We start from the raw sequence: 21042 nt of genomic DNA on the forward strand, positions 1-21042 counted from the left end.
CGCGCAGCTCACGCCGATTCCAGCGAGTAACCCAAGCCGCGATGCGTGCGGATCGGGTCCGCTTCGGGCGCCACCGTGCGCAGTTTGGCGCGCAGGGTCTTGATATGGGTGTCGATGGTGCGGTCGCCGCTGTCCAGCGCGTCCCCCCAGACGCGATCCATCAGCTGCGCGCGGGAGAGCACGGCGCCCGGCCGCTGCAGCAGCGCCGCCAGCAGGCCGTACTCGTAGCGGGTGAGGTCGAGCAGGCGGCCCTGGTAGCGGATGCGGTGTCCGTCGGCGTCGTGTTCGAAACCGCTCGCGCTGACGCCGAAGGCATTGCCACCGTGCCCACGCCGCAGCACCACGCGCACGCGCGCGACCAGTTCGCGCGGCGAGAAAGGCTTGGTGACGTAGTCGTCGGCGCCGATCTCCAGGCCGAGGATGCGTTCGGCCTCGGCATCGTGCGCGGTGAGGAAGATCACCGGCAGGTCGCGCTGCCTGCGCAGTTCGCGGCATAGCGCGAACCCGCCGATGTCGGGCAGGCCCACGTCGAGCAGCGCCAGGTCGAAACCCTGTTCGCGCACGGCGCGCATCGCTTCGCCGCCGGTGAGGCAATGCCGCGCCTCGAAACCCTCCGTGCGCAGCGCATACAGCACGGTCTGCGCGATGGCGGGTTCGTCTTCGACAAGCAGGATGCGCGGCATGCGGGCGACGGAAGGCGGCGGTGCCCCAAGAATAGAGCACGGCGCGGCGGCCATCGCGCTACCCTAGCGCCATGAATTACCGCCACGCCTTCCACGCCGGCAACCATGCCGACGTGCTCAAGCATGTCGCCATGCTGGCGATCTGCGACGCCCTCACCGCCAAGCCGGCCCCGCTGTTCGCGCTGGATACCCATGCCGGGCGCGGGTTGTACGCGCTCGACAGCAACTCCGCGCAGCGCACTGGCGAGGCCGAAGGCGGCATCGGCCGGCTGATGGCGGAAGCGCCGTCCGACCCGCTGATCAACCGCTACCTGCAGGCCGTGCGTGCCTGCCGCAACGAGCATGGCCGCATGGCCTACCCGGGCTCGCCGTGGCTGCTGGCGCATGCCCTGCGCGAGGACGATCGCGTCGCCGCCTGTGAACTGCACCCGGAGGAAGCGGCGCAGCTGCGCAGCAACTTCGGCCGCGACCCGCGCGTGGCGGTGCACGAACGCGACGGCTATGCGGCGATGAAGGCGCTGCTGCCGCCGCGCCTGGGCGAAACCCGGTTCGGCCGCGGCCTGGTCCTGATCGATCCGCCCTACGAAGCGCAGCTGGAGGAATTCGACACCGCGATCTCCGCGCTGCGCGACGCCCTGGGCCGATGGCCGCAGGGCTGCTATGCGCTCTGGTACCCGATCAAACTGCGCCGCGCACTGCAGCCGTTCTATCGGCGCGCGGCAGCCTTGCCGGCGAAATCGGCGCTGGTGGCGGAACTGCTGGTAAGGCCCGACGACTCGCCACTGAACATGAACGGCAGCGGCCTGCTGGTGCTCAACGCGCCCTTCCAGCTCGACGCGAAGCTGCGCCCGTCGCTGCAGGCATTGGCGAAGGTGTTGGGCGAACGCCAGGCGCAGGCGCGCCTGGAGTGGCTCAAGACGGCGGCCTGACCGCGCCGGCCGGGAAGTGCCGGACGGAATCAGCGTGCCGGCTGCGGTTTCAGGTCCGGCTCGAAGAAGCTCCAGCGCACTTCCGGGAACTGCGCCTTGAACGCGCGCTCGATCCGGTTGATCTCTTCGGCGAGCTGATGCGTGGTCGCCTGGCTGTCGCGCATCTCCGCCTGCACCGCGACCATCACCTCGTTGCCGAGCTGCAGCGTGATCAGGCTGATGACGCGGCCCACTTCATCGCGCGCCACCAGGAAATCGTGCATTTCCTGCTCGCGTATCGGATCCACGCTCTGGCCGATCAGCATGGCCTTCACCTCGATCGCCACGAACACCGCGACGACCACCAGCAGCGCGCCGATGGCGACCGTGCCGATCGCGTCCCACAGCGGATTGCCGGTGACGACCGACATGACCACGGCCGCCAACGCGAATACGAGGCCGAGCAGCGCCGCCAGGTCCTCGCCGAAGATCACCACCAGTTCGGCCTGGCGGCTCTGGCGGAACCACTCCCACAATGTGCGGGAGCCGCGAGCCTTGTTGACTTCCTGCATGCAGGCGCGCATCGACGTGGCTTCGGCGATGATGCCGAACGTGAGCACGCCCACGGCCCAGTACCAGTGCTTGATCGGTTCGGGATGCTGCAGCTTGTGGATGCCCTCGAACAGCGAGAACACGCCACCGACGCTGAAGAGCATCAGCGCGACCAGGAAGGACCAGAAATAGATTTCCTTGCCGTAGCCGAGCGGGTAGTCGGGCGACGGCGGTCGCTTGGCCTGGCGCAGCCCGAGCAGGAGCAGCACCTGGTTGCCGCAGTCGGCGACCGAATGCACGGTCTCGGCCAACATCGCGCTGGAACCGGTGAAGAACGCCGCTACGCCCTTCGCCACGGCGATCGCAAAGTTGGCACCGAGCGCGAAGAAGATCGCGCGGGTCGAATCACCACCACCGGCCATGCATCTGTTCCTTGTGTGCGTGCGGTTGCTAATGCGGTCGCTGAAAAGCCGGCGAATTCTAGCATCGCGACGATGCGGCCCCCGACTCACGCGGCGATGCGGACCCGCGACTGCGCGATGGCATCGGTGATTCCCGCCGCGGCTACGCAGGCGATCGAATGACCGCGCCCAGCGCATCAGGCCGCGCGTGGACTCATCGCCGCGATCGCCGCCACCAGCACGCCGCGATCACGGCCGCGAGATGTGAACGCCGTGCCGTCGCGCTCCAGGCAAGCATCGGCGGCCACGGTCAGCAGCCACCACGGAGCCAGGCACGCGGCGGCGACCCGGACGGCCCGCCAAGGCCGGGAAACCCGACAATGGGCCAGGGCGGGCCGGCCGGGAGCGCGGCGTCGGCGACCCCGAGGCCGCGCGTCGCCTCAGTCGGCGAGTTCCCGCTGGGTCTTCTTTGGCAGCCGGGCACGCACCAGTTCGTAGCTGCGACGGATGAGGCCGCGCAGTTCGGCGGCTGGCAGCGACTTCGCCGTGGCGATCTGCACCCAGTGCGCGCGGGCCATGTACGGCGCCGGGATGAAGCCCGGGCGCCCGGTGAACTCGAGGAAGCGCTCGTCCTCCACCTTGAAGCTGATCGAGCCCTTGTGCGGTCCGCGCAGGCACGTCACGCAGAACATCTTGCCGGCCACGGTGAAGACCAGGTCGTCCTCCCACTTGATCCCGGCCTCGACGCCGGGCCAGGCCGCGAGCCTGCGCAACGCACTTTCGTCCATCTGTAAACCACCCAATTGTGTGATGAAGTTCTAAACAATCAGTGTGCCAATATTGGCCCCATGACAGGAGCTTCCCCCCCGCGCGAGCGCCTCCCGCCCTGGCATGAACGGCTGACGCTGTCGAATGGACGGCAGGTGCTGATCCGCCCTATCCGCCCGGAGGACGGGGAGCCCCTGCGCGCCGGCTTCGCCCTGCTCGAACCCGACGAGATCCGCCAGCGCTTCCTGCACGCGATGAAGGAACTCTCGCCGGAAGCCGCCGAGCGCCTCACCCACGTCAATCCGCGCACCGAATTCGCACTGGTGGTGGCCGAGCCGCTGCCCCCGGGCGAAGCGCTGATCGGCGCGGTGGCGCGGGTGTCGATGGATCAGAACGGCCGCGATGCCGAGTTCGCGATCCTGGTGAGCCGCTACATCAAGCACATGGGCCTGGGGCGCTACCTGATGACGCGGCTGGTGAAATGGGCCAAGGGCAAGAAGCTGACCCGGCTCTACGGCGACGTCCTGGAAAACAATGCGCCGATGCTGTCGCTGGCCCAGTCGCTCGGCTTCGAGCGCGAATTCCGCCAGGAATCGTCAGGGCTGGTGCGGGTGACGCTGGAGTTGAAGCCGCGCAGCAGCACCCGGCTGCCGTCCGACCAGTGGTCGTCCGTCCACGCCCACCAGGGGCGTTGAACCTGCTTGAGGGAGATTGCGCGTGGAGGGGGGCCCGCACACGCGCCTGACCAACGCGTCCGCAGGTGATCGCCATGCCCCGCTACGTGATCGAACGCGACATTCCAGGTGTCGGCACCCTGTCTGCCGCCGAGCTGCGCGCCATCTCCCAGAAGGCCTGCTTCGTCCTCGACCAGCTCGGCCCGCAGGTGCATTGGGACTACAGCTATGTCACTGGCGACAAGGTGTATTGCGTGTATATCGCGCCCAGCGAAGACCTCATCCGCGAACACGCGCGCCGGGGTGGTTTCCCGGCCGATCGCGTTTCCGAGGTGATATCGGTCATCGACCCGGTGACGGCGGAATAGCGGCGCCACTGACCGCTCCCGACCGGGCCACGCGCCGGTAACGCCCCGGCCGGAGCCCCGCGCTAAACTGCGCGCCCCCTTGCCCCGCGCTGGACGCATCGACTGCGTCCGGCGCTGTCGTCGTTTTGCGCAGCGTCCATGAACGAATCCCTCCTTCCCCGCTTTCCCTCCCCGCCCCTGCCCAAGGCCGGCCAGCAGCGCGCCTGGTGGCGCGCGCCTGCGTCGCCGTCCGCGCTCGCGTTCCATATCGCTGCGGCGGCGATGGCGCACGCGGGGCCGGTGCTGGCGATCGCGCGCGACAACCAGGGCGCCAACCAGCTCGAATCCGACCTGCGCACGCTGGTGGGCAACGACGCGTCGCTGCCGGTGCTGCCGTTCCCGGACTGGGAAACCCTGCCCTACGATCAGTTCAGCCCGCATCCGGACATCGTCTCCCAGCGACTGGCCGCGCTGCATCGGCTGCCGGCGCTGAAGCGCGGGATCGTCGTGGTGCCGGTGCAGACGCTGCTGCAGCGGCTGGCGCCGCTCAGGCACGTGGTCGGTGGCAGCTTCGACGTGCGTGTCGGCCAGCGCCTCGATCTGGATGCCGAGAAACGCCGGCTGGAAGGCGCGGGCTACCGCAACGTGCCGCAGGTGCTCGACCCCGGCGACTTCGCCGTGCGCGGCGGCCTCCTCGACGTGTACCCGATGGGCGCGGATTCGCCGTTCCGGGTCGAACTGCTCGACGACGAGATCGACACCATCCGCGTGTTCGACCCGGAATCGCAGCGGTCGCTCGAGAAGATCGACTCGGTGCACCTGCTGCCGGGCCGCGAACTGCCGCTCGACGAGGCTTCGCTCAAGCGTGTGCTGGACGCGCTACGCGACCGCTTCGATGTCGACGCCCGCCGCAGCGCGCTCTACCAGGACCTCAAGGCGGGCCTCGCCCCCGCCGGCATCGAGTACTACCTGCCGCTGTTCTTCCAGCAGACCTCGACGCTGTTCGACTACCTCGGCGCGGATGCGTTGCCGGTGATCGGCGACGGCGCGCTGGAAGCGGCCGAACAATTCTGGAAGCAGACCGCCGAGCGCTACGAGCAGCGCCGCCACGACCTCGAACGCCCCCTGCTGCCGCCCAACGAGCTGTACCTGTCGCCGGACGCGCTGCGGGAACAGTTCAACCAGGGCGATCGCGTCGAAGTCTGCGGCGAGATGCACCCGCAACGGGACCGGGCCGTGGCGCTCGGCGACCTGCCAGCGCCGGCACTGCCGATCGCGGCGAAGGACGCCCAGCCGGCGGAAGCGCTGAAATCGTTCCTGCACACCTATCCGGGCCGCGTGCTGATCGCCGCGGATTCACCGGGACGGCGCGAGGCGTTGCTGGAGCTGTTGCAGGCGGCGCAGCTACAGCCGGCGGTCGTGCCGGACTGGCCCACCTTCGCGGCGAACAACGAACGCTTCGCGATCGCGGTCGCCCCGCTGGAAGACGGCTTCGCACTCAGCCAACCCGTGCTCGCGCTCCTCACCGAGCGCCAGCTGTTCCCCGAACGCGCCGCGCAGCCGCGCCGCCGCAAGCGTGCCGGCCGCGAGCCCGAAGCGATCATCCGCGACCTCGGCGAACTGTCCGAAGGCGCGCCGATCGTGCACGAGGACCATGGTGTTGGCCGTTATCGAGGACTCATCACGCTCGAAGCCGGCGGCATGCCCGGCGAATACCTCGAGATCGAATACGCCAAGGGCGACCGCCTGTACGTGCCGGTCGCGCAGCTGCACCTGATCAGCCGCTATTCCGGCGCCTCGGCGGAAACCGCGCCGCTGCATTCGCTCGGCGGCGAGGCCTGGACCAAGGCCAAGCGCAAAGCGGCGGAGAAGGTCCGCGACGTCGCCGCCGAACTGCTGGAAATCCAGGCCAAGCGGCGGGCGCGCGCGGGCCTCGCGATCGACATCGATCGCGCGATGTACGAGCCGTTCGCCGCAGCATTCCCATTCGAGGAAACGCCCGACCAGCACGCCGCGATCGAAGCCGTCATCCGCGACCTCGCCAGTTCGCAGCCGATGGATCGCGTCGTGTGCGGCGACGTCGGCTTCGGCAAGACCGAGGTCGCCGTGCGCGCCGCCTTCGTCAGCGCCGCGGCCGGCAAGCAGGTGGCGGTGCTGGTGCCGACCACGCTGCTGGCCGAGCAGCACTACCGCAACTTCCGCGACCGCTTCGCCGACTGGCCGCTGCGCGTGGAAGTGCTGTCGCGCTTCAAGACCAAGAAGGAGATCGAAGCCGAACTGGCCAAGGTCGCCGAGGGCAAGATCGACGTGATCGTCGGCACCCACCGCCTCCTGCAGGGCGACGTGCGCTTCAAGGACCTGGGCCTGGTGATCGTCGACGAGGAGCAGCGCTTCGGCGTGCGCCAGAAGGAGGCGCTGAAGGCGCTGCGCGCGAACGTGCACCTGGTGACGCTCACCGCGACCCCGATCCCGCGCACGCTCAACATGGCGATGGCGGGATTGCGCGACCTGTCGATCATCGCCACCCCGCCCGCGCATCGCCTGGCGGTGCAGACCTTCGTCGTGCCATGGGACGACGCCCAGCTGCGCGAGGCCTTCCAGCGCGAGCTCTCGCGTGGCGGCCAGGTGTACTTCCTGCACAACGACGTCGAGAGCATCGGCCGCATGCAGAAGCAGCTGGAGGAACTCGTTCCCGAGGCGCGCATCGGCGTGGCCCACGGCCAGATGCCCGAGCGCGAGCTGGAACGGGTGATGCTCGACTTCCACAAGCAGCGCTTCAATGTGCTGCTGGCCTCGACCATCATCGAGTCGGGCATCGACATCCCCAACGCCAACACCATCATCATGAACCGTGCCGACAAGTTCGGCCTGGCCCAGTTGCACCAGTTGCGCGGCCGCGTCGGCCGTTCGCACCACCGTGCCTACGCCTACCTCGTCGTGCCGGACCAGCGCTCGATCACCGCCGATGCGAAGAAGCGCCTGGAAGCGATCGCCGCGATGGACGAACTCGGCGCCGGTTTCACCCTCGCCACGCACGACCTCGAGATCCGCGGCGCCGGCGAACTGCTGGGCGAGGACCAGAGCGGGCAGATGGCGGAGGTCGGCTTCAGCCTCTATACCGAACTGCTGGAACGTGCGGTGCGCTCCATCAAGCAGGGCAAGCTGCCCGATCTCGACGCCCACGACGCGCGCGGCGCCGAAGTCGAACTGCACGTGCCCGCGCTGATCCCCGACGACTATCTTCCCGACGTGCACACGCGCCTGACCCTGTACAAGCGCATCAGCGGTGCGCGCGATGTGGAGGAGCTGCGCGAGCTGCAGGTGGAGATGATCGATCGCTTCGGCCTGCTCCCGGATCCGGCGAAACACCTGTTCACCGTGGCCGAGCTGAAGCTGCAATCCACCGCGCTGGGCATCCGCAAGCTCGATCTCGGCGACAAGGGCGGTCGCCTGCAATTTGTCGAACGGCCTACGGTCGACCCGATGGCGGTGATCCGGCTGATCCAGGGCCAGCCCAAGCATTACCAGATGGAAGGCCCGGACAAGTTGCGCGTGAAGCTGGAGCTGCCCGATGCGGCTTCGCGCGTCGCGGCGGCCCGCGGCCTGCTGACCATGCTCGATCGCGCGGCGTAATGCCCATGCCATCCTGCGGAACCAACGCAAAGGACAATCAGATGCTTTCCAAGCCCCGGGCAATCGCCTCCACACTGCTGCTTGCGGCAACGCTGCTTGCGGCGTGTGCGTCGCAGCCGCCGCACGCCGATGCCCTCACCTTCGTCCTCGTCCGCCACGCCGAAAAGGCCGATGACGGCAGCAAGGACCCACCGCTCACGACCGCGGGCGAAGCACGCGCGCAAACGCTGGCCGCAGGCCTGGGCGCGGCACCACTCCGCGCCGTCTACGCCACCGCTTACAAGCGCACGCAGGCGACCGCCGCGCCGTCCGCAGGCGCGCATTCGTTGCCGGTGACGACCTACGACGCAAAACTCCCCGCGCGCGATTTCGCCGCGCAACTCCGCAGTGAATACCACGATGGCACCGTGCTGGTCGTCGGCCACAGCAATACCGTGCCGGACATCGCCGCCGCCCTGTGCCAGTGCAGCGTGCTGCCGATCGACGACGCGGAATACGACCGCCGCATCACCATCCACGTCGATGCGCAGGGTCGCGCCGCCATGCAGGTGGACCGCTACTGATGATGACCGTCCCCGAATGGACCGGTGATGTCGCCGCCCTGCGTGCAGTGCAGGACGAGCTTGCGCAGCAAGTGCGGGTGAAGGATTCGTTCGCCAAGCCCCTGCGCACCATCGCCGGCTTCGATGTCGGATTCGAGGACGACGGTGCCACCACGCGCGCCGCGGCGGTCCTGCTCGACGCGAATACAATGCAGACGCTGGAAACACAGGTGGTGCGGCAGCCCACGCGCATGCCCTACATTCCCGGCCTGCTCAGTTTCCGCGAGCTGCCCGCCTTGCTGGAAGCCTTGGCGCTGCTCTCCACCGAGCCGGACCTGTGCTTCATCGACGGACACGGCATCGCCCATCCGCGGCGGCTCGGGATCGCCGCCCACTTCGGCGTCGCCACCGACCTGCCCACGATCGGCGTGGCCAAGAAGATCCTCATCGGCGAGTCATCCACGACCCTGCATGACATGCGCGGTGCGTTCACCACGTTGCGCGACAAGGGCGAGCAGATCGGCTGGTTGCTGCGGAGCAAGGTCGGCTGCCTGCCGCTGGCCGTGTCGCCGGGGCATCGCGTGGCCATGGCGAGCGCACCGGAAATGACGATGCGCTTCGTCACCACCTATCGCCTGCCCGAGCCGACGCGGCTCGCCGATCGCCTGGCGTCGCGCCGCGACGAATAGACCGTTGCGCATCCGTAACCGTTCGTCTCGCGGCCACGGTGCTAGCCTTGCCGGCAAGTCCCGCGACAGGAATTGCCATGTCCCGTTTCCTCGCCCTGGGTGTACTGGCGTTGTCAGGCTGTGCCAGTGGGGGTGTCATCACCACCGGCCAGGACTTCACGATGCGCGTGGGCCAGCACGTTTCGCTGCCTGACGCCTCGACACTGGGCTACACCGGCATCGCCAACGACTCGCGTTGCCCGCCCGACGTGCAGTGCATCCGCGCCGGCGACGCCGATGTCCTCTTCGAGTATTCGCCACGGGGCGGCGCCGCTACACGGGTCACCCTGAATACCGAGCGCCAGCGCACGATGCGCATCGGCGCGTGGCAGCTGCGGCTCATCGACATCGCCCAAGGCGACGCACCACGCGCCACCGTTCGCGTGGACTCGGGCAACCTGGAGGCTGCACCATGACCTTGATCATCGCCCCGCGCATTCACGACCTGGGTGGTTTCCAGGTACGCCGCGCCGTTCCCTCGCTGCAGGCGCGTTCGGTCGGCCCCTTCGTGTTCGTCGACCACATGGGCCCGGCGACGTTCGAAGCCGGACGTGGCGTCGACGTGCGCCCGCATCCGCATATCGGCCTGGCGACCGTGACCTACCTGTGGTCGGGCCGCATGACCCACCGCGATACGCTGGGCAGCGTGCAGGACATCGAGCCCGGCGATGTGAACTGGATGACCGCGGGGCGCGGCATCGCCCATTCCGAGCGCACTCCGCCGGCGTTGCGCGAACACCCGCATCCGCTGCACGGGCTGCAGACCTGGGTCGCGCTGCCGCGCGCGTACGAGGAAGCCGAGCCGGGATTCTTCCACCACGCCGCGGCGTCACTGCCGCAGCAGCGCCGTGAGGGGGCCTGGCTGCGCGTGGTCGCCGGCCGTGGCTATGGCGAGGAATCGCCGGTGCGCGTGTATGCCGACACGCTCTACGTCGCCATCGATCTCGACGCGGACGCCGAACTCGCGCTCGACGCCGACCACGTGCAACGCGCGCTCTACATCCTCGAAGGCGACGCACAACTCGATGGCGTCGATATTCCCGCGCAGCACCTGATCGTGCTCGACCCCGCCACCCGGCCGCGCCTGCGCGCGAAGACGCCGCTGAAGGCGATGCTGCTCGGCGGCGAACCGCTGGATGCCCCGCGGCACATGTGGTGGAACTTCGTGTCCAGCTCGAAGGAACGGATCGAGCAGGCCAAGCAGGACTGGGTCGATGGCAGATTCGGCGCAATTCCCGGGGAGACCGAATTCATCCCCTTGCCCGATCATTGACCGCATCTGGCGGCACAAACGCAAGCAATTGATTTAAAAGGTGAAATTCACCCATGAAACGGTTTCACGCGATACCATTGCCACATTCAGGGATGTGAAAAGCCGGAATTTGTCAAGCCCCTGAAACAGCGCTATGTTCGACCCAAGGTCGTCCGTTTCACAGACCTTTAACGAAGTCGCAAGATCGCCAGGGGGAAATTCTGATGAACAAGCCAGTTTGGCTACTGCCACTGCTGCTGCCGCTTGCGGGTGCCGCCGCGGCACAGGACGCGGGCGCATGCCCGTATCTCGCCGCCGATACCGGATTGACCTGGGAACACCGCGGCGCCGCCGGTTCCGACTTCTGCCGCGCCCTGCGCGCGGACGGCAGCGAAGCGTTCGGCATGACCATTGCGCATGACGCGCCGTTCAAGCCCAAGGGAGGCAATCGCGCCGAGCACGTGACCATCGATGGCCGCGATGTCACCTGGTATCGCACCGAAATCGCGGGTTCGCGTGTCCAGGCGCGCGAGACCCTGGTGCCGCTGGCGGACGGTCGTGTCGCCTACATCTGGGTGCAGGCGCAGACGCCGGAAGAGTTGAACCAGGTGCTGCAGCAGACGCAGTCGATGAAGTTCGACGCGACGCGACTCAGCAGCAACTGACGCAGTGCGGGGCAACAGGCGGCGCTGGCGGGTAAGACTGCCGGCGCCGTTTTCGTTTGCGGTCCTGGCGTAGCATCGTCACGGGACCGGCCCATCCCGGACCGGGCAGGGAGCAGTTCATGATCAATCGACTGGGTGCCGAACTGGTCGGCACGTTCTGGCTGGTGCTGGGTGGTTGTGGCAGCGCCGTGCTTGCAGCGAAGTTCGGCGGCGACGGCAATCCACTGGGCATCGGCCTGCTCGGCGTGTCGCTGGCCTTCGGCCTGACGGTGCTGACCGGCGTCTACGCCCTGGGCCATATCTCCGGCGGCCACTTCAACCCGGCCGTGAGCCTGGGCCTGTGGGCGGGCGGCCGCTTCCCCGCGCGCGACCTGTTGCCCTATATCGTCGCGCAGGTGGTGGGGGCCATTCTTGCCGCCTTCATCCTGATGCAGATCGCCAGTGGGACGGGGACGTTCACGGTCGATCCCAATGCCCCGGGCGTGTTCGCCAGCAACGGCTACGGGGCGATGTCGCCGGGCGGCTACAGCGTTGCCGCCGGTTTCCTGTGCGAGGTGACGATGACGGCGATGTTCCTGACGGTCATTCTGGGTGCGACCAGTCCACGCGCTCCGGCCGGGTTCGCGCCGATCGCGATCGGCCTTGCACTCACGCTGATCCACCTGATCAGCATCCCGGTAACGAACACATCGGTGAACCCGGCGCGCTCCACGGGCGTCGCGCTGTTCGCCGGTCCCGGCGCGCTCTCACAGCTGTGGCTGTTCTGGCTGGCACCGATCCTCGGCGGCCTGCTCGGCGGCTACCTGCATCGGATGCTGGAACGCGACTGAGCCCTGCTCACCCATCCAATACGACAACGGCCACGTCTCGCGACGTGGCCGTTTTTGTCTTCGCGCTTGCGCAACGCTGAGGCTCTTTAGAAGCGGCCTTCCTGGAAATCCACGAACGCCTGCATGACTTCCTGCTTGGTGTTCATCACGAACGGGCCGTAGCGCGCCACCGGCTCGCGCAGCGGTCGGCCCGCGACGAGGATCAGTCGCGTTTCCGGGCCGGCCGCCGAAACCCTGAACACGTCGCCGCCGCCGAGCACCGCCAGTTCGTGCGTACCCAGTTTGCGTGCGCCCTCACCGTCGCCAACCGTCGCTTCACCTTCGAAGACATACGCGAACGCGCTATGGCCCTCGGGCAGGGAAAAGTCCCAGCTCGCTCCTGCGTCCAGCGCGATATCGAGGTACAGCGGGTCGGTCGCGGGCTGCGCGATCGGTCCGCGGGTTTCGCCGACCGCACCAGCGATGACCTTCACGCTCACCCCCGCCGCCGGCTGAACAACGGGGATCCGCTCGGCCGGGAATTCCTGGTACTGCGGCTGCGTCATCTTGTCCTTCGCCGGCAGGTTCACCCACAACTGGAAACCGCGCATCCGGCCTTCGTGCTGCTCCGGCATTTCCGAATGCACCAAGCCGCGGCCCGCGGTCATCCACTGCACGCTGCCGGGCGTCAGCAGGCCTTCGTTGCCGTGGTTGTCGCGATGGCGCATGCGGCCGTCGAGCATGTAGGTGACGGTCTCGAAGCCACGGTGCGGGTGCTCCGGGAAGCCGGCGATGTAGTCCTCGGGGCGGTCGGTGCCGAACTCGTCCAGCAACAGGAACGGATCGAGATCGGGCAGTGTCGGCCCGCCGATGACGCGAGTCAGGCGCACGCCGGCACCATCGGACGTGGCCTGGCCGCGCAGCGTGCGCACGGTCCGGGCGTAACGGTCGGTAGTCAGAGTGGTCATGGAAAGCGCTCCTGTTGGCTGCGCACCAAAATGGCGCCGCCAGCGGTAACGGCCAGTGACGCCGCGGCGGAAGATCGTTCCGCCAATGGGGTCAATCCGCGGCCGGGGCGTGTCGGCTGTACACGTACACCGTCGCCGGCGGCATGTTGCGCAGGACGAAATCGCCGCGGTGCACCCTGAGCTTCAATTGGTCCACCACCGGCTCCGCGACCGGTGCCGCCGGACCATAGGTGAACTGCACGAAAACGCCGTCGGCGCCCATGCACGCGAACGCGGCCGAAAGGATCTCCTGCTGCAGGGGCTGCGGCATGGTCAACAGGCCCAGCCCCGAAACGATCGCATCCGCCGGGCCGTCATCGAGGAAGCCGCAGCCGTGCGCCAGTTCGCGCAGGGAACGCGCATCGCCGAGCACGATGTGCACGCCGGGGAAGCGGGTGTGCAGGTGGGAGTGCAGTTCCTCGTTGAGTTCCAGCACGAGAAGTTGCTTCGCATGGATACCGGCGGCGAGCAGCTCGCGCGTGATCGCTCCCGTGCCGCCACCCAGCTCGATCACGCGCCGCGTGCCTTCCGGCAGCTCGGCGATCATGGCGTAGGCCAGTTCGGAGCTGGACGGCACCACGGCTGCTGTCCGCAATGGATTCTTCAGCCATTGCCAGAAAAAGGTGAAGAATCCGTGGCGCGGTCGTTTCATGGCTTCACAGGCGCCTCAACTGCCAGCAACGGTGGATGCGGGCATCGCGCTCGAAATCGGCCGGGATGGTCTCGCGGCTGATCTCGATGCAGCGTGCGAACTGCGCAACTGCCGCTTCGTCCAGGCGGAAGCGGCGGAAGTTGTTGGAGAAGTACAGCACACCTTCGCGCGACAAGCGCGCAACGGCCGCGCGCAGCAGTTCCACGTGCGCCGCCTGCACGTCGAAATCATCGGCGCGCTTGGAATTGGAGAAGGTGGGCGGGTCGCAGAAGACCAGGTCGTATTCGCCTTCGTCGTGTTCGAGCCATTCCATCACGTCGGCCTGCACCAGCCGGTGCTTCGCGCCGCCAATGCCGTTTTCCTTGAGGTTGTCCGCGCACCATTGCAGGTAGGTCGCGGACAGATCGACGGTGGTGGTCTGCCGCGCGCGTCCCAGCGCGGCATGCACGGTGGCCGCGCCGGTATAGCCGAACAGGTTGAGGAAGCGCGCGTCCTGCGCCTCGTCGGCGATGCGCAGGCGCATCGGGCGATGGTCGAGGAACAGGCCGGTGTCGAGGTAGTCGAACAGGTTCACGCGCAGGCGCGCGTCACCTTCGCGCACGACGACGAATTCGCCGCGGGTGTCGAACTGCCCGTACTTGCTGCCGCCCTTGCCGCGCAAGCGCGTCTTCAATGCGATCTGGTCGCGGGGCACGGCGAACACCTCGCGTGCGGCCGCCAACGCCTCGTTGAGGCGGCGGCGCTGCACGTCCTGCGGAATGTCCGCGGGCGCGGCGTACTCCTGCACGTGCAGGAAGGTCCGGGGCCCGCTTCCGACCCCGACGGGCTCGTCGGTTTCGTAGACGTCGATCGCCGCCGCGTATTCGGGGAGGTCGGCGTCGTAGGCGCGGTAGCAGTGCACGCCTTCGCGCTCGCGCCAGGACTTGAGCTTGCGCAGGTTCTTGCGCAGGCGGTTGGCGACCATCTGCGCGCCGTCCGACAAGGCCTGCGGCTCGGCACTGCGTTCGCGCTGCGGCGGCGCGATGGGGTCGGCGACGATCAGCGTGCACTCGATCGCGCCGTTGAAGAGCTGGTACTTCTTCGATGCGCGCAGGCCGGTGGCGAAGGCAAGGTCGGCGTCGCCGCACAGCAGGCTCGCGCGCCACTGCGGCACGCCACGCTTCAAGGCGTCGCCCAATGCGCGATAGAGCGCCGGATCGGCGGCCAGGCGCGCATCGTAGGGAGGGTTGCACGCGACCAGGCCACGCGCGGATTGCTGCGGATCGCCTGCGGCAGCCAGCTGGCGGATGTCTTCCACCTTCCATGCGACCGCCTCCGCCACGCCTGCCACCAGCGCGTTCTCGCGCGCGGACCGGATCGCATGCGGATCGAGATCGCTGCCCTGGAATACCGGCCGCAGGGCGTCGCGCCCCCTGGACTCGCGTGCCTGCGCGTCGTCGAGCAACTGCTTCCAAGACTCGGCGTCGAAACCGCGCCAGCGCGTGGGCCGGAAGCCGCCCTCGCGCTGCAGGCCCGGGGCGACGTCGGCCGCCATGAGCGCGGCCTCGATCACCAGGGTGCCGCTGCCGCACATCGGATCGAGCAACGCGCCGCCTTCGGCATACACACGCGGCCAGCCGCCGCGCAGCAGCACCGCGGCGGCGAGGTTTTCCTTCAGCGGAGCCTCGCCCTGCATGCGGCGCCAGCCGCGACGATGCAGCGGACCGCCGCCCAGGTCGACCGACAACACCGCCCTGCCCTTGCGCACGACCAGGTTGAGGCGCAGGTCCGGCGCTTCCACGTCGACGTCCGGACGCGCACCGGTGCGCGCACGCATCACGTCGACGACCGCGTCCTTCACCCGCTGCGCGGCGTAACGCGCGTGGGTGATGCCCTCGCCCGACACATGCGCATCGACCGCGAGGGTGTCGCCGCTGGAGAGGTGTTGCGGCCAGTCGAGCTGGCTCACGCCCTGGTACAAAGCGTGCTCGTCAGGGCAGTCGAATTCCACAAGCGGCCACAGCACGCGGCTCGCCAGCCGCGACCACAGCACGGCGCGCTGCGCGTCGAGGAGCGAACCTTCCACGTTGACGCCGGCCATGGTCGCGGTCGCGCGCGCGCAGCCCAGCGCGATCAGCTCGTCGGCGAGCAGGTATTCGAGGCCCTTGCCGCAACTGGCGAAGAATTTCACAGCGACTCCAGGAACTGGCCGAACGCGCTCGCGCTGGCATCGACATGCGCCGAAAGGCGATGGCTGTCGTCCACCATCAGCAGGCGGGCGCGGCGTTCATGTGCCCATGCGACGACCTGTCCGGCGGGAATCAGCTCGTCGTCCCAGCCGTGGATGATGCTGGTCGGTATGCGCGCGGCCTCGATCGGATGCGCCGCATCCAGGGTGATGGGTGGCGCCATCAGGAACAGGCCCTTCACCGCGACCTGCATCGACGCCTTGCCGGCGATCCACGCGCCCAGGCTCGAACCCGCCAGGACCAGCGGCCCATGCGTCGCGGCTTCGCGCGCGATGCCGAGCAGGCGCTGCACGCGCGCGGACACGTCGCCAAGGTCGCTCACGTCGCGCTTCGCATCGAGGTCGGTGAAATCGGGACGTTCGGAAGTCCAACCCAGCCGCTGCGCGATGTCGGCCAGCGCGGTGACCTTGGTCGCGTCGGGACCGCTTTCGAAGCCGTGGCAGAGGATGCAGTGTCCGGGCATGTCGTTCCGTTGCGATTGGGTCTGGCATGCGCGGGTGCGCATGCAGGAGTGAATGACGCGGCGGCGCGTCAGGTCAGCGCGACCACCGCATCGCCGAGGCGGAACACGCCGCCCTCGATGATCCGCGCGCACAGGCCACCATGGCTGCGCATCGCGTTGAACCCGCCCGGACCGAGCGCCTTTTCCATGTTCGAACATGGATCACACTCGTCCGTGCCTTCCAGCACGACCGCCCCGATGCGGAAGCGGCGGCCCTTCAGCGCGATCAGGGGCAGGCCCGAGACCACGACGTTTCGCCGCAGCAGCGACGGCAACACGCTGGCGTGGCCCGAGAGCGCGGCGATCACCGGCAGGTGTTCGGCCTGGATCAGGGTGACCCCACGCTTGCCGCTGTCGCTTGCGTAACGGTCGCCGATGAGGCCCTTGCCGGCCACGGCTTCGACTTCCGTCATCTCGCGCATGGCCTGCGCACGCGCGGGACGCAACCCGATCCACTCCACGCGACCGGGGCGCGGCAGCGTGGCCATCAGCTTGCCCAGCTCGGTTTCATGCCTGTCAAGGCCGGCGGGTGGCAGGGTCATGGCGGGCCGGCTCGGGCCAGAGCGAGGGGAGCGGAGGCGAATGCTAGCATCCGCGGCATGTTGCCCGACCTGCCGCTCCCGCCAATCACCGTCGACCTGCTGCCCTACGAAGCCCGACTGGATGAACGTCCCCTCGGACAGATCGACCTGGTGGTGATCCACTGCACCGAGCTGCCCGACATGGCGATGGCGCGCCAGTTCGGCGAGCGCGTGCATTACGCCTCGGGCACCGGCAACAGCGGCCATTACTACATCGACCGCGATGGCACCGTTTACCAGTACGTGCCGCTGCAACGCATTGCCCACCACGTGCGCGGCTACAACGCGCGCGCGATCGGCATCGAGCTGGTGAATACCGGGCGCTATCCGGACTGGCACGATTCGCGGCACCAGGGCATGGGCGAGGCCTACACCGAAGCCCAGGTCGCCGCGCTGATCGGGCTGCTGCGGAAACTGCAGCAGGACGTGCCGTCGCTCACGCAGATCGCCGGCCACGAAGACCTCGACACGACCACCACGGCCGCATCCGACGATCCCTCGGTGCAGGTGACGCGCAAGCGCGATCCGGGCCCGCTGTTTCCCTGGCCCCGCGTGCTCGATTCGGTGCGATTGCAGCGCCTGCTGCCCTAGTGGCTCCGGATCGGGCGCCCCCCGGCCGATATAATTGCGCTCCCCCACGCAGGCGTCGCCCATGACCTCCCCTGTTTCCGAGCTCATCGAACTGCTCTCGCTCGAACGCCTGGAGGACAACCTGTTCCGTGGCCAAAGCCGCGACATCGGCACCAAGTACGTGTTCGGTGGCCAGGTGCTCGGCCAGGCGCTTTCGGCGGCACAGGCGACCATGGAGTCGGCCAGCGAGGCGCGCCACGCCCATTCGCTGCATGCCTATTTCCTGCGCGCGGGCAACATCGAGGCCCCGATCGTCTACGTCGTCGACCGCACGCGCGACGGCGGCAGCTTCTCGGTGCGGCGCGTCACCGCGATCCAGCATGGCCAGCCGATCCTGTTCCTCGCCGCCTCGTTCCAGAAGGACGAGCACAGCGCCGAACACCAGCTGTCGATGCCCGAGGTGCCCAAGCCCGAGGACATCGAACCCGCGCCTGCGCTCGCGCCGGAGATCCTCGCCACGCTGCCCACCAAGGTGCAACGCTGGGTGACGCGGCAGGGGCCGTTCGAATTCCGCCACGTGTATCCACGCGACGAACTCAATCCGCCCAAGCGCCCGCCGTACCAGCATGTGTGGTTCCGGCTGTCCGAGAAGGTCGGCGATGCCCCGGAACTGCATCGCGCCCTGCTCGCCTATTGCTCCGACTTCCACCTGCTCGGCACCGCGACCTTCCCGCATGGCATCAGCTACTACCAGCCGAACGTGCAGATGGCATCGCTCGACCATGCGATGTGGTTCCACCGTCCGTTCCGCGCGGACGACTGGCTGCTGTATTCGATCGACAGCCCGAGCGCGCAGTCCTCGCGGGGGCTGGCGCGCGGCATGATCTATGACCGCCAGGGGCGGCTCGTCGCAAGCACCGCCCAGGAAGGCCTCATCCGCGTCGTCGAGGCGAATGCGGGCAAGCAGGGCAATGTCACGCAAGACGGAAAGGCGAAGTAAGCAATGCGCAAGGTATTCAGCAGTCTTCGCCTCGAGAACGTCGAAGCCGTCGCCCAGTTGCTGCGCGACGCCGGCATCGAGGTGCGCATCACCGACGGCCGCTCCTACAAGGGCAAGATGCGCAGCCGCGCCAGCTACAGCGACCAGTCGGCGGTGGAGCCGGCGGTGTGGACGGTGCATTCGGAGGACCACATCCGCGCGCGCGACGTCCTGCGCGACAACGGCCTGCTCGAATCCACGCGCCCCACCGACAGCTTCCAGCCATTGAGTTTCCGCCACGACGAAACCGTCGTGCAGAAGTCGCCCGCGCAGAAACGCATGTTCCGCTTCAAGATGGTCCTGCTGGCGGGCATGGCAGTGATCATCGTGCTGGCGATGCTGCGCGGCTGCTATGCACCCAGGCAGGTGGTTGCGCCCGCCGCTCCGGTCGTGTCCGACAAGGCCGCGCATGCAGGCGGCACGCCAGAGTCGCTGGCGCTGGCCGTATTCGCGAAGGAAGTGGCGAAGGAAAGGCTGGTGCTGTGCCTGGCCATCGACGATGCCGACGCCTCCGGCGCGGTCATCGCCGCCATGAAGCAGCCGACCAACGAGGTCGTGCCGATGTCGCAGTGCGTGCGGGAATTCGATCCCGATCGCGGGAGCTACCAGGCCACGACCGGCAAGCCGGCACTGCTGGTGACGGTGCGCTCGTTCAAGCCGACCGGCCCGGGCGCCGGCACGGTCGAGTTCGAATCCTTCCATCATGGCCAGTACGCGCATTACAAGACGCTGGAGGTGAAGCGCGTCGGCGGTGCCTGGCAGGTTACGAAAGTGTTGCGCCACGTCGCCTCCTACGGCACGGGCGGGTAATCCGCGGGACCGTTTCCCGTGACGATGCCGGGGCCTCCGCCCCGGCAGCCCGACTTCACGCCACGCCCGCGCCACTCCGGCGCGGCGGCGCTATGCTGCCACCATGGGCACCGACCCCGGCCAGCACGCAGACGATTTCCGCCTGTTCCAGACCACCGAGCATGCGTGTGGCTACTGGCCTGAGCGCGTCGCACGCGACCTCGTGTTCGATCCGCGCGACCCGCGCATGCAGCAGTGGTACCCGTTGGCGCTGGGTTGGGGATTCCGCCGCTCCGGCGACATCGTCTACCGCCCGCACTGCGCGCAATGCCGTGCCTGCGTGGCTGTGCGCATACCGGTGGCGCGGTTCCACCCCGATCGCAGCCAGCGTCGTTGCCTCGCCCGCAACGCGAACGTGGACTTGCGCGTGCGGCCGGCCGAACGCACCGACGAGCAACTCGCCCTGTATCGGCGCTATCTCACCGCGCGCCATGCGGGCGGCGGCATGGACGGCCATGGCGCGCTGGAATTCGACCAGTTCCTCGTCGGCAGCTGGAGCGAAGGGCGTTTCATCGAATTGCGCGAGCATGCCGACAATGGCCACGGCCAGCTGCTCGCCGTCGCCGTCACCGACGTCGTCGATTCGGCGATTTCAGCGGTCTATACCTTCTACGAACCCGGTCTCGAACATCGCAGCCTGGGCACCCTGTCGATCCTCAAGCAGATCGAATGGGCACGCAGCACCGGGCGCACTCACTTGTATCTGGGCTACTGGATCCACGGCCACCGCAAGATGGATTACAAACGCCGCTTCCGCCCCATCGAAGGCTTCGACGGACGCGAGTGGCGCGAGCTCGATTTCGAGACGCGCTAGGCACTGCCATCTTTCTTTAATGATCCGGTAACACGCGCGCCCTGAAGTACGCGGCATCGGCTGCGCATCGCGGCCCTACGACCGCGAGCCGCTTCCATGAAGATCCAGACGTTGTACCCGTCGGTTGCCCTGCTGTGCCTCGTGGTCGCCGCATGCTCGCCGGCGGAGTCCAAGGATGCGTCCAGCCCCGCCGACAGCGTCATCGGCATCATCCAGTGCGACGACTATCTCGCCCAGGTCAACACCTGCATCCGGGAAAAGGTGCCTGCCGACAAGCGCGCCGCCCTGACTGCCGAAGCGCACCAGATGTTCACCACGTGGAAGGAAGCCGCGGCCGACCCGCAGCACCGCGCGACCCTGCCGCAGGCCTGCGGCATCACGCACGAGGTCGCGCGCGAAGAGTTCAGCAAGTACGGCTGCGCGCTGTAGCGACGCGCGTCAGGGCTTGGGCGGCGTGCCGGTCGGCGCGTCGGTCGAAGCCTGCGCCGACGCGGCCTGCGCCGGCGCGGCAGTTGCCGGGCCCAAGGCCGGCGATGCCTGGGTTGGCGACGCCACGACGCGCGGCTGGAAGCCGAACTGCTCATCGCCATGCGCCGACACGATCATGCGCACCATCGCGCCCGGCACCATCAGTTCGATCTGCACCGTCCGGCCGTCCTGCGTCTGTCCGCTGAGTGTCATCTCGATCAGCGCACCGCCGGTGTCGACCTCGCGGCAGAGGATGTGCTTGTTGTCGCCCTCGCCCAGCAGGTAGGGCTGGATCGGCGCCCCCAGCGCCTCGAGCGCCTGCGCATGGAAGAAGACAAAGTAGCCTTGCGGATCGTTCATGGCACCTGCT

The 21042-nt window shown here is 68.1% G+C and carries 24 protein-coding genes; 15 read left to right on the plus strand and 9 right to left on the minus strand.

The window, feature by feature from the left end:
• Positions 1–8: 8 nt before the first annotated feature.
• Positions 9–683: a two-component system response regulator CreB gene (gene creB, locus ACYVGE_RS13760; RefSeq protein ID WP_460730703.1), complete on the minus strand. Its 675-nt coding sequence runs from the start codon at positions 681–683 to the stop codon at positions 9–11.
• A 71-nt stretch (positions 684–754) separates the two neighbouring features.
• Here creB and ACYVGE_RS13765 point away from each other — a divergent pair, with 71 nt between their 5' ends.
• Entirely contained in the window at positions 755–1612 is an 858-nt protein-coding gene (locus ACYVGE_RS13765; RefSeq protein WP_310053576.1) for a 23S rRNA (adenine(2030)-N(6))-methyltransferase RlmJ, read from the plus strand.
• 29 nt (positions 1613–1641) lie between these two features.
• Here the strand turns inward: ACYVGE_RS13765 and ACYVGE_RS13770 are convergent, their stop codons facing one another.
• On the minus strand, positions 1642–2565 hold the full coding sequence (locus tag ACYVGE_RS13770) for a cation diffusion facilitator family transporter (RefSeq protein WP_460730704.1): 924 nt from the start codon (positions 2563–2565) through the stop codon (positions 1642–1644).
• A gap of 419 nt (positions 2566–2984) precedes the next feature.
• On the minus strand, positions 2985–3332 hold the full coding sequence (locus ACYVGE_RS13775; protein WP_460730705.1) for an MmcQ/YjbR family DNA-binding protein: 348 nt from the start codon (positions 3330–3332) through the stop codon (positions 2985–2987).
• Positions 3333–3392: 60 nt separating this feature from the next.
• On the opposite strand from ACYVGE_RS13775, the gene ACYVGE_RS13780 reads away from it, so the two are divergent.
• The 9 genes from ACYVGE_RS13780 (at position 3393) to aqpZ (ending at position 11983) form a co-directional block, all read left to right on the plus strand.
• Positions 3393–4007: a GNAT family N-acetyltransferase gene (locus tag ACYVGE_RS13780; RefSeq protein WP_460730706.1), complete on the plus strand. Its 615-nt coding sequence runs from the start codon at positions 3393–3395 to the stop codon at positions 4005–4007.
• A 74-nt stretch (positions 4008–4081) separates the two neighbouring features.
• Positions 4082–4354: a DUF4242 domain-containing protein gene (locus ACYVGE_RS13785; protein ID WP_460730707.1), complete on the plus strand. Its 273-nt coding sequence runs from the start codon at positions 4082–4084 to the stop codon at positions 4352–4354.
• A gap of 138 nt (positions 4355–4492) precedes the next feature.
• Positions 4493–7966, plus strand: a complete 3474-nt coding sequence (gene mfd / locus ACYVGE_RS13790; RefSeq protein WP_460730708.1) for a transcription-repair coupling factor — start codon at positions 4493–4495, stop codon at positions 7964–7966.
• 41 nt (positions 7967–8007) lie between these two features.
• Positions 8008–8529 carry a phosphoglycerate mutase family protein gene (locus ACYVGE_RS13795; RefSeq protein WP_460730709.1) on the plus strand — a complete coding sequence of 174 codons (522 nt, stop codon included), beginning with the start codon at positions 8008–8010 and terminating at the stop codon, positions 8527–8529.
• Positions 8529–9197, plus strand: a complete 669-nt coding sequence (nfi, locus tag ACYVGE_RS13800) for a deoxyribonuclease V (protein WP_460730710.1) — start codon at positions 8529–8531, stop codon at positions 9195–9197. Before ACYVGE_RS13795 ends, nfi begins: the two co-directional genes overlap by 1 nt.
• A gap of 77 nt (positions 9198–9274) precedes the next feature.
• Positions 9275–9652 carry a hypothetical protein gene (locus ACYVGE_RS13805; RefSeq protein ID WP_460730711.1) on the plus strand — a complete coding sequence of 126 codons (378 nt, stop codon included), beginning with the start codon at positions 9275–9277 and terminating at the stop codon, positions 9650–9652.
• Positions 9649–10509, plus strand: coding sequence for a pirin family protein (locus ACYVGE_RS13810; RefSeq protein ID WP_460730712.1), 861 nt, complete (start codon positions 9649–9651; stop codon positions 10507–10509). The genes ACYVGE_RS13805 and ACYVGE_RS13810 overlap by 4 nt, the downstream gene beginning before the upstream one ends.
• A 203-nt stretch (positions 10510–10712) precedes the next feature.
• Entirely contained in the window at positions 10713–11153 is a 441-nt protein-coding gene (locus ACYVGE_RS13815) for a hypothetical protein (RefSeq protein ID WP_460730713.1), read from the plus strand.
• A 119-nt stretch (positions 11154–11272) separates the two neighbouring features.
• Positions 11273–11983 carry an aquaporin Z gene (aqpZ, locus tag ACYVGE_RS13820; RefSeq protein ID WP_460730714.1) on the plus strand — a complete coding sequence of 237 codons (711 nt, stop codon included), beginning with the start codon at positions 11273–11275 and terminating at the stop codon, positions 11981–11983.
• Between the two features lie 86 nt (positions 11984–12069).
• On the opposite strand, the gene ACYVGE_RS13825 is transcribed toward aqpZ, so the two are convergent.
• The 5 genes from ACYVGE_RS13825 to ACYVGE_RS13845 form a co-directional block, all read right to left on the minus strand.
• Positions 12070–12930 carry a pirin family protein gene (locus ACYVGE_RS13825; RefSeq protein ID WP_460730715.1) on the minus strand — a complete coding sequence of 287 codons (861 nt, stop codon included), beginning with the start codon at positions 12928–12930 and terminating at the stop codon, positions 12070–12072.
• Between the two features lie 91 nt (positions 12931–13021).
• Positions 13022–13621 (minus strand): class I SAM-dependent methyltransferase, encoded by a 600-nt coding sequence (locus tag ACYVGE_RS13830; RefSeq protein WP_460730716.1) that lies wholly within the window; start codon positions 13619–13621, stop codon positions 13022–13024.
• Between the two features lie 4 nt (positions 13622–13625).
• Positions 13626–15791, minus strand: a complete 2166-nt coding sequence (rlmKL, locus tag ACYVGE_RS13835; protein WP_460730717.1) for a bifunctional 23S rRNA (guanine(2069)-N(7))-methyltransferase RlmK/23S rRNA (guanine(2445)-N(2))-methyltransferase RlmL — start codon at positions 15789–15791, stop codon at positions 13626–13628.
• Positions 15788–16312 carry a hypothetical protein gene (locus tag ACYVGE_RS13840; RefSeq protein ID WP_460730718.1) on the minus strand — a complete coding sequence of 175 codons (525 nt, stop codon included), beginning with the start codon at positions 16310–16312 and terminating at the stop codon, positions 15788–15790. Before ACYVGE_RS13840 ends, rlmKL begins: the two co-directional genes overlap by 4 nt.
• A gap of 68 nt (positions 16313–16380) precedes the next feature.
• Positions 16381–16893, minus strand: a complete 513-nt coding sequence (locus ACYVGE_RS13845; RefSeq protein WP_460730719.1) for an MOSC domain-containing protein — start codon at positions 16891–16893, stop codon at positions 16381–16383.
• A gap of 57 nt (positions 16894–16950) precedes the next feature.
• Between ACYVGE_RS13845 and ACYVGE_RS13850 the strand changes: the two genes are divergently transcribed.
• From ACYVGE_RS13850 to ACYVGE_RS13870, 5 genes are all read left to right on the plus strand, one after another.
• A complete protein-coding gene (locus ACYVGE_RS13850; protein ID WP_460730720.1) occupies positions 16951–17523 on the plus strand; it encodes an N-acetylmuramoyl-L-alanine amidase in 573 nt (190 codons plus the stop codon).
• A 61-nt stretch (positions 17524–17584) separates the two neighbouring features.
• On the plus strand, positions 17585–18502 hold the full coding sequence (locus tag ACYVGE_RS13855) for an acyl-CoA thioesterase (protein ID WP_460730721.1): 918 nt from the start codon (positions 17585–17587) through the stop codon (positions 18500–18502).
• A gap of 3 nt (positions 18503–18505) precedes the next feature.
• Positions 18506–19351: a hypothetical protein gene (locus tag ACYVGE_RS13860; protein WP_460730722.1), complete on the plus strand. Its 846-nt coding sequence runs from the start codon at positions 18506–18508 to the stop codon at positions 19349–19351.
• Positions 19352–19454: 103 nt separating this feature from the next.
• The gene (locus ACYVGE_RS13865) at positions 19455–20204 is read left to right on the plus strand and encodes an arginyltransferase (RefSeq protein ID WP_460730723.1); all 750 of its coding nucleotides are present in this window, start codon (positions 19455–19457) and stop codon (positions 20202–20204) included.
• A gap of 96 nt (positions 20205–20300) precedes the next feature.
• On the plus strand, positions 20301–20633 hold the full coding sequence (locus ACYVGE_RS13870; protein ID WP_460730724.1) for a hypothetical protein: 333 nt from the start codon (positions 20301–20303) through the stop codon (positions 20631–20633).
• A 9-nt stretch (positions 20634–20642) separates the two neighbouring features.
• Here the strand turns inward: ACYVGE_RS13870 and ACYVGE_RS13875 are convergent, their stop codons facing one another.
• Positions 20643–21032 carry a hypothetical protein gene (locus ACYVGE_RS13875; RefSeq protein WP_460730725.1) on the minus strand — a complete coding sequence of 130 codons (390 nt, stop codon included), beginning with the start codon at positions 21030–21032 and terminating at the stop codon, positions 20643–20645.
• Positions 21033–21042: the final 10 nt, after the last annotated feature.

Source organism: Lysobacter rhizosphaerae, from assembly GCF_054779795.1.